Genomic DNA, 8,273 nt, shown 5'->3' with positions numbered 1-8,273 from the left:
GTTCGTGTTCGTGCTGTGCGGAATCAGGCCGTCACCAGCCATTGGCCAACTCAACCTGGCTGAGCGCGCCGCCGAATGCCTGCTCCCACGCCTCCGGCGTCCCGACCACGCGCACCGACGGTGGCTTGGTGCGGTCGAGGGCCGCCAGCACTGAACGGCGCAAGGATGCCGCATCGGCGGAGGTGACGTCCGCCCGGCCCCGGTCGAGCTCAAGCTGCAGGTTGTCCCGGCCGTGGCCAGGCACGACATCCAACAGCATCAGATCACGACCGATGACCCGCGCCTCGCTACAGGTGTCACCCGACGATGTGACAACAAGATCACTCGCTGCCATCAATGCGGGAATCCGGTCGGTAAAACCGAACGGGACGACCTGCGGGTGCGTGTTCGCGAGCTCTCGCAGGCGGCCAGCGAGCGAGACGTTGCGTCCAGCGACCACGAGTACCCAGACGCCGGCCTCGGCAAGGGCACGAGCGCCCTCGACCAGCGGCCCGAGACCCCAGGAACCCGACATCAACAGCACACACCGTGCATCGGCGGGGATCTCGAAGGCCTCGCGGGCCGCCTCCTGCGTCGGTGGATCGTAGAACGGCTGACGGACCGGCGTGGGCACCACAGCGATCCTCGCGTCCGGATGGAAGCGCCGGACGAACCGTGCGGCCGTGGTAGATGTGACCAGGTACAGGTCGGTGTTCTCATGTACCCACAGCCGGTGGACGCAGACATCCGTGCAGAAGACCGCGGTCACCATCCGGGAATGTTCGGACTTGACCCTGCTGGCTGCGGCAGCCCCGGTGGCGAAGATTGACAACAACAACTCCACTGACTGGTAGCGCAGTTCCGTGCGGAGCTTGGGTACGAGAAAACGCGACGATGCCGCCTCGATCGCCTTTGACAGTCCGCCACCGGGACGCATCTGCGAGAAGTGCACAGCGTCATACAGCCCGGGGACGGCCAGCATCCCGCGAAAGACGCCCTCACCCGCCGACCCGGCCCGGCCGCCCATCATGCGCAGGGAGTCCAATGTGCGGGTGGAGAACCCGCGCAGGGCCAACGAGTGCGCGCATGCCTGGGCCATGACGTCATGGCCCATCCCGAGCGAACCCGACAGCAACAGCGCCCGCCGGTCAGGCTGCCCTCCCCGGTTCGCCGGGGACTCCGTCACCTCGTCCGCGTGATCGCCCACCATGCTCTACTCGGCGGAGGCTGGGACGCCAACCCCGTCGGCCCGCCGGGCGGGCACCGACACCGGCTGCTCGCTGCTGGCCTGCCGGTCCGCCAGGTACCACTCGACGTACTGTCTGACGCCGTCGGCGAAGCGGGTGGTCGGCCGCCAGCCCAGCAGCGCCTGGGCCTTTGCGTTCGATACGGACCGACCCCGGAAATCACCCGGACGGGCCGGGATGTGTTCGATCTCGACGCCCGGGAAGTGGTCCCGGACCGCCTGCGCCATGGCCAGCACGCTGACGCGCTCGTCACCCTCAAGGGCGATCGTCTCATTGCGCGCCGCGTCGTCCATGGCAAGCACGTGCGCATTCGCGAGGTCACGGACGAAGACGTAGTTACGGAACTGCTGCCCGTCGCCGGCGACGGTGAGGGGCTCCCCGTCGATCGCCTTACGCAGGAAGCGGGCCAGGACCAGCTCATCGCGCATGCCGGGACCGTACGGGATGCCGTACCGCAGGATCGTGAAGTCCACGCCGTAGGTCTGCTGGTAACTGTGCAGTAGCAGCTCCGCTGCGATCTTGGTCGAGGTGTAGACGTGGCCGGCGCGGTTCATCGCCAACTCCGCGTCTTCGGTCAGCGCTTGTGGATCATCCAGATCACCGCCGCTCGCCCCATACACCCAGACTGTGCTCGCGAACAGAACCCGGCGCACTCCGGTGATGCGTGCGGCCTCGCACACGTTGGCCGTGCCCTCGACGTTGAGCCGCACCGTTCGGATCGGATCGGCGAAGGCATGATCAACGTTGGACATGCCCGCGAGGTGGAAAACCATGTCACAGTCAGCAAACACTGAGGTAACCGAGGGGAGGTCCAGGACGTCGACGATCCGGTGATCGGCGCGCGGGTCCGCCACGTGCGCATGCAGATCTACCGAGATCACGTCATGGCCGGCGTCCAGGAGCCGGTCCACCAGGTGGGCTCCGATGAAACCGGAACCTCCAGTGACGGTTATACGCATAGGTCATCCGTCCAAGATCGTCAGGTTTGGGGTCGGATCATGTAGCCAGAGATGGTGGGATCGGATCCCCAGGTCAGATCGCGACCGTGAGGGCCTCGACGGCGGACGCCAGTGACACCAGCACATGATCCACCTCCGCTGCGGTCATATCCGAATGGACAGGAAGGCATACGTGCCGGGCGCACACGTCCTGCGCGACCGGGTGATTACCCCGAGCATAGGACTCGAACGCCGGTTGCTGGTGCAGAGGCGCCTCGTACACCTCACCCGACAGCGACACGCCGTGACGCTCTTTCAGCTCTTTCTTCAGCCGCACCCGGTCGATGCCCGGCCGCAGGAGTGCGAGGTACTTGTAGTAGTTGCTGCGGCCGGCCGCTGGTACCAGAATCGGCTCGAGTGCCTCGATCTGACCGAGTCCCGCCGTATAAGCGGCGGCGGCGGCGTTACGACTGTCAAAAAACTCGGGCAACCGGCGGAGATGCACCAAGCCGGTGACGGCATGCAGTTCACTCATCCGCCAGGCGTAACCCTGCTTGATGTGGACGTTGCCGAGGAATCCGGCCTTCCCCTGATCCCGGAATATCACCGCCTCGTCCCGCACCCGCTCGTCGGCGGTGAGGATCATCCCGCCCTCACCACTGGTGATGACCTTCGTGGGATAGAACGAGAACGCCCCGGCCACACCGAACGAACCCGCGTAGCGGCCGTCATGGCTCGAACCATGCGCATGGGCGGCGTCCTCCACCAGGAGGATGCCGCGCTCGTCGCACAGCGCCCGGATGTCGTCGACCTCGGGAGTGATCAACCCCCCGATGTGGACCAGGACCACCGCACGCGTGCGGGGCGTGAGCGCGGCGGCCACTGTCGCAGCGCTCAGGGCAAACGTCTCGGCATCCACATCCGCAAAGATCAGATTCGCGCCGGCCCGCAGAACCGCGAAACCGGTCGCCGCAAACGTGTTCGTCGGCACGACGACATCCGCATCCGCCACCTCGACGGTACGGAGGATGATCTCAAGAGCAGCGGTGCCGCTGCTGACCGCGACGGCAAAAGGGGCACCGTGAGCCGCGGCGAACGCGGCTTCGAACTCCTTCGTATGCGCGCCGAGCGTCAGCGCTCCGCTAGCCAGGATCTCCGACGTCAAGGACGCGATCTCCGCGCGATCGGCTTCGGGGAAGACGATCCGCGCCGCTGGAACCTGCACCTGCACACCCCCTTCGGGCCGCAACACATCGGTGTTCACGACCGTCTCCGGTCCGGACACTGCGCAGAGCGACGCTACCGGGTCACCTGCCGGAAAGCCGGCAGGATCATTCTGATCCGCGACACCTTCCATGATCCCTTCCTGGAACGGCGACCCGAGGGTCGCCGGGCAGCCCGGGAATGACCACCAGGATCCCGGTTTGCACCCCGCTTGTGACCAGAAAACAAGATAGACCATTGCCACCCAAATCCACCTGGGCATCGTGGGGCATGTCACCTGATGACCCAGATAGTCCACCGTGAACACGTGGATGAATCACAACGATGCAACTATTACCCAACGCGCCGAAAATGGGCGCGTTTGACAGCTTCACGACGACCGGTGGACACCTTGACGGCGCGACTGCCCAGATCCCAGTACGCAGCGGCCGCCGGGTTCCCAGGACCGGCACCCGGGAAGGAACTGCAACGTGACACAGGACAAGATCATTCGAGATCTCGCCGGAGTGGTCGGCCTTGTCGACAAGGTGGAGCCCTTCATCGAGCTCCAGGACACGGCCACCCGTGACGAGGCCGCTCGCGAGATGCGCAACGCGGGTGTGCGCTACGCCCGGGTCGTGCACCTCGAAGCCGACCTCATCCGCTCCTCGATCATCACTGTGGCGGACCTCGGCAAGGTCCCCGACCCGGCCCGACCGCTGGCAGGCGTGATCGACACCTTCCTACCTGAAATCTTCCTGGACTGGCGTGACTTTCTCACCACCGCGGTCAACGAGTCCCTGCGCGATGCGCCTGCGGGCACGACGATCACGGTCGAAGACGAGGGTCGACCGCTCGGCGTCATCCCGGCCACCACCATCGAGGCATTCATCAACACCGGCGGTGGATGACCTGCGAACACCGCTCACAGCGACGCCGGGTACCCGCGCTCCGGCCCCGCTCCTTGATCCACGTCCCTGTTGCCGGGCGCTCTATGAGCGCCCGGATACGGCTTCGTGGAAGGTCAGTTCGGACGCTGTGTCGTCATAGAGAAGCCAGCACGACGGCTTGCCCCGCGCCGGACCGACATTGACAAGCAGGCGCCGCGCACCGCCCGGATCAACCGGGATCGCCATCCCCGGGGTGACCGGCCAACGCCGCGCCAGCACCGCGCCGGCCGGGTCGGCCGGCTCCCCGAGCGAGAGCAGGTCCAGAAGCAGCACCTGGTGGGAGTGGCCGACCATCAGGATCGGGACGTCGGGCAGCTGCGCGAACCGGGGGTAGGCCACCGTGGGCCATCCGGGACGAGTTGGCCCGTGGTCCCAGGAAAACTGGTGACCGTGCATTGCGGTGGCAGCCCCGATCATGCGGGTTTCGGGTGCGGCAAGTAGAACATCAAGATCTCCGGCAGTCTGCTCATCCCGCAGCAGATCGCGGATCCGCCATTCCTGGTTGCCGAGAACCAGATCGACGCCGGCCAACTCGCGCCACAGTCTCGGATCCGATTCCACCACGTCGGTGAGGTCCCGCCGAGTGGTGCTGTCATGGCTACGCCATGGCACCTTGGCGTCGAGGTAGTCACCGAGACATACGATCCGGTCGGCCCCGCGACGCTGCGCATCGTCCAGCACCCGCCGCCACGCCTTACGTTTGCCGTGCAGGTCCGCCACGACCGCATATCGCATAGGACCACCATCCACCGCCGTTGTCCGTCCTGTCATTCTCCCTCCGCCACGCCGCTCAGCGGGTCTCCGCCGGATATGTCCCTCCTTGGCAGTAAGGGACAAAACGGAGAACACAGTCATTTATCACCTAGTTCACCCAGACGCCACTCAGGCAACAGTTACACCAGGTGAGCAGATCAAACGATCATAGCGATCGGGACCGTCCCGGCCAGCTGGCCAACCCGGCTCGGGTCAAACTGGATTACGACACCGTCCAGCACCGCATATCCGGAATGGCAGAACTGACATGGCAGACAGATCATGAACATCGAGACTCCTGGATGGTTCCGCGCCGCACTCGAGCGACGGCCCGAGCGGCACACGACCCAGGTCGACGGATGCCGGATCAGCTACCGGTGCTGGGGGAAGCGCGACCGCCCGGGAATCGTTCTCGTGCACGGCGGGGGCGGACATGCGGGCTGGTGGGACCACATCGCACCACTGATCGACGGCGAGTACCGGGTCGTCGCCATCGACATGTCCGGCCATGGCGACAGCGGGCGCCGCGATGAGTACAACCTCACCAGCTGGGCCGCTGAGATCGTCAGCGTGGCGGCGCACGCCGGCCTCAGCGGCACACCGATCATCATCGGACACAGCATGGGCGGCTGGGCGTCGATCATGGCCGCGGCGGAGCACCCCGAAAAGATCGGCGGCATAATAATCATCGATGCTCCGGTCGCCGATGTCACTCCGGAGGAACGGGCCGCCCGCGAACGGACTGCATTCGGGCCACTTCGCGTCTACCCGACCGTGACCGACGCCCTGGCCCGGTTCAGAACCGTACCGGACCAGCCGAACATGCTGCCCTACGTCGTGAACCACGTGGCGCGGACGTCCATGGGTGCGGTCGAGGGAGGCTGGACCTGGAAATTTGATCCGGGCATTTTCCGGGGACGCCGGCCGTCGCCGCAGATTCTCAAGGAGGTCCGCTGCCGCGTCGCGCTGTTCCGGGCCGAGCACGGTCTGATAACACCGGATATCGGCACCGAGATGTACGAGCTGCTGGGGCGGGTCGCGCCGGTTATCGAAATCCCGCTGGCGGGGCATCATGTCATGCTGGACCAGCCCCTACTGCTGGTTACCGGCATTCGGACGTTGCTGGCCGACTGGCAGCATTCGGTGCCCCAGACCCGACCGAATGCCCAGGCGACCACCGCATAGGCCGGGCGACCGACGGTCGCGTACCGGTCGCCCGACGGCCCGGTGAACCCGGCGGTAGTCACCGGGAATGACCGGATGCCGCCGTGTCCTGCGAACGGCGTGCGGGGATCAGGCCTGCGCCCGCGTCTGAGTCCTGCGGATGTACGCCCGCCATCTCCGCGTCGTCGAGCCCGGGTTGTGCCCTGCGGCCGGGCCCCGCCATGAAGGATGCGACCAGGGCGATCAACAGCATCGTGATCGAGAACACGAAGGCGGCGACGAGACCATCCGAGAACGGCCCGGAGATCAAGTTGGGAAAAAAGGCCCGGCCGGTCACGTAGGCGCCCGAGTCGGGCAGAGCTGACAGCGTCTGCGGCCCGAGGATCTGCTCCATCGGGTTGTACCCGAGAAAGGCCGAGAACAGCACCCCGATCGGCGGGAGTGCGGATGCCGCCTGCGCGGTCGATGCCGGTACACCCTGGTCCACGAGACCGTTGAGCATGGTCGACGGCAGGCTGCGGGAAAGCCCGATGACGATCAGAGTGAACGACAGGCCTATCGAAAGCACGAACGCGGCGTTCTGGAACGTGGCAGCCATACCCGCGCCGACTCCCCGGGTGTTCGCCGGCAATCCGTTCATCACATCGGCCCGGTTCGGCGAGGAGAACAGGCCGGTACCGACGCCGTTGACCAGCAGGATCAACGCGAACACCGGATAGGAGAAGTTCACCGGGATGGACATGAACAACGCGAAGCTCACAATGACGATCGCCAGGCCGCCCACCGTGAACATCCGGGCGCCGAAACGATCGGACAGCACCCCGGCAATCGGCGCGGCCACCAGGAAGCCGACCGTCAACGGAACCAGGTAAATTCCCGCCCACAGCGGGGTGTCGGTGAAACTGTAGCCGTGCTGGGGCAGCCAGATTCCCTGTAGCCAGATGAGGAGGACGAACTGGAGCCCACCGCGACCGAGTGACGCCAGCAGGTTTGCCACGTTGCCGGCGGAGAACGACCGGATCCGGAACAGACTCAGATGGAACAGCGGTTCGACCACCGTCGACTCGATGATCGTGAACACAACCAGCGTGACCACGCCACCGATCACCGCGGCGAGCACCCAGGGGTTGGTCCAGCCCATCGTGTGCCCGCCGTAAGGCTGAATGCCGTAGGTGATGCCGACGAGCAGCGCGATCAGCCCGACGGCGAACGTGATATTCCCCCACCAGTCCATCGTCGTGCGTCGCCGCACACCGCTGTCTTGGAGGCTCGTGTAGGCCCAGAAGGTACCCAGAACCCCGAACGGTACCGACACCAGGAAGACGCAGTGCCAGCTGATCGGGGCAAGCAGGCCACCGAGCAACAGGCCCAGGAACGTGCCGGAGATGCCGGCGACCACGTTTATACCCAACGCCAAACCACGCTGGCGGGCCGGAAAGGCGTCGGTCAGGATCGCCGTGGAGTTCGCGAAGAGGAACGCCCCGCCCACGCCCTGCACGATCCGCCAGCCGATCAGCCAGAGAGCGGCCGCAGTGCCGTGCATCCAGGTGACGGCCAGCAGGATCGAGGAGACGGTGAAGATCGCAAAACCCAGGTTGTACATACGGACGCGGCCGTACATGTCGCCGAGCCGTCCGAACGTCACCACCAGCACAGCGGTGACGACGAGGAAGCCCATCATCATCCACAGCAGGTAGCTGGTGTTACCCGGGCTCAGCGGGTTGATGTCGATCCCACGGAAGATCTCCGGCAGGGCGATCAGAACGATCGATCCGTTCACCGTTGCCATCAGGAGACCGAGCGTGGTATTGGACAGGGCGATCCACTTGTAGCGGGGACCTGGTACAGGGGATTGATCAGCCGCAGGCGGCAGCCGATCAATCCCGATATCATCCGAAATTCGTTGTCTGACGCGATCTGAGTCCGGCACCTGGCAGCCCTCCGCGAACACCACTCGCCTCACCCGAAAACTTGCTTAGTAAGACTAAGCAAGTGACGCCCAACGTGACAGAGCAGCAAGTGTGAGATTGGCCTTAGAG

Annotated in this window: 7 protein-coding genes; 2 read left to right on the top strand and 5 right to left on the bottom strand. The window is 65.4% G+C overall.

What is annotated here, in order from left to right:
* Positions 1–31: 31 nt before the first annotated feature.
* The 3 genes from U9980_RS02165 to U9980_RS02155 all read right to left on the bottom strand — a co-directional run bounded on the left by U9980_RS02165 (position 32) and on the right by U9980_RS02155 (position 3,389).
* The gene (locus U9980_RS02165; protein ID WP_322752387.1) at positions 32–1,189 is read right to left on the bottom strand and encodes an MGDG synthase family glycosyltransferase; all 1,158 of its coding nucleotides are present in this window, start codon (positions 1,187–1,189) and stop codon (positions 32–34) included.
* Between the two features lie 3 nt (positions 1,190–1,192).
* The gene (locus U9980_RS02160; protein ID WP_322750027.1) at positions 1,193–2,185 is read right to left on the bottom strand and encodes an NAD-dependent epimerase/dehydratase family protein; all 993 of its coding nucleotides are present in this window, start codon (positions 2,183–2,185) and stop codon (positions 1,193–1,195) included.
* Positions 2,186–2,258: 73 nt separating this feature from the next.
* Positions 2,259–3,389, bottom strand: a complete 1,131-nt coding sequence (locus U9980_RS02155; RefSeq protein WP_322766462.1) for a DegT/DnrJ/EryC1/StrS aminotransferase family protein — start codon at positions 3,387–3,389, stop codon at positions 2,259–2,261.
* A gap of 469 nt (positions 3,390–3,858) precedes the next feature.
* Here U9980_RS02155 and U9980_RS02150 point away from each other — a divergent pair, with 469 nt between their 5' ends.
* Complete coding sequence (locus tag U9980_RS02150; protein ID WP_322750028.1) at positions 3,859–4,278, top strand: hypothetical protein; 420 nt, start codon at positions 3,859–3,861, stop codon at positions 4,276–4,278.
* A gap of 81 nt (positions 4,279–4,359) precedes the next feature.
* Here the strand turns inward: U9980_RS02150 and U9980_RS02145 are convergent, their stop codons facing one another.
* Positions 4,360–5,052: a metallophosphoesterase family protein gene (locus U9980_RS02145; protein WP_322766454.1), complete on the bottom strand. Its 693-nt coding sequence runs from the start codon at positions 5,050–5,052 to the stop codon at positions 4,360–4,362.
* Positions 5,053–5,352: 300 nt separating this feature from the next.
* Here U9980_RS02145 and U9980_RS02140 point away from each other — a divergent pair, with 300 nt between their 5' ends.
* Positions 5,353–6,255: an alpha/beta hydrolase gene (locus tag U9980_RS02140; protein WP_322766453.1), complete on the top strand. Its 903-nt coding sequence runs from the start codon at positions 5,353–5,355 to the stop codon at positions 6,253–6,255.
* A 58-nt stretch (positions 6,256–6,313) separates the two neighbouring features.
* On the opposite strand, the gene U9980_RS02135 is transcribed toward U9980_RS02140, so the two are convergent.
* A complete protein-coding gene (locus U9980_RS02135) occupies positions 6,314–8,023 on the bottom strand; it encodes an MFS transporter (RefSeq protein ID WP_322766452.1) in 1,710 nt (569 codons plus the stop codon).
* Positions 8,024–8,273 lie beyond the last annotated feature (250 nt).

It is taken from the genome of Protofrankia sp. Cr1, assembly GCF_963555865.1.
Classification (GTDB): Bacteria; Actinomycetota; Actinomycetes; order Frankiales; family Frankiaceae; genus Protofrankia.
Note: the sequence above shows the minus strand (reverse complement) of the source record. Positions and strands in the feature narration are given on the sequence as shown.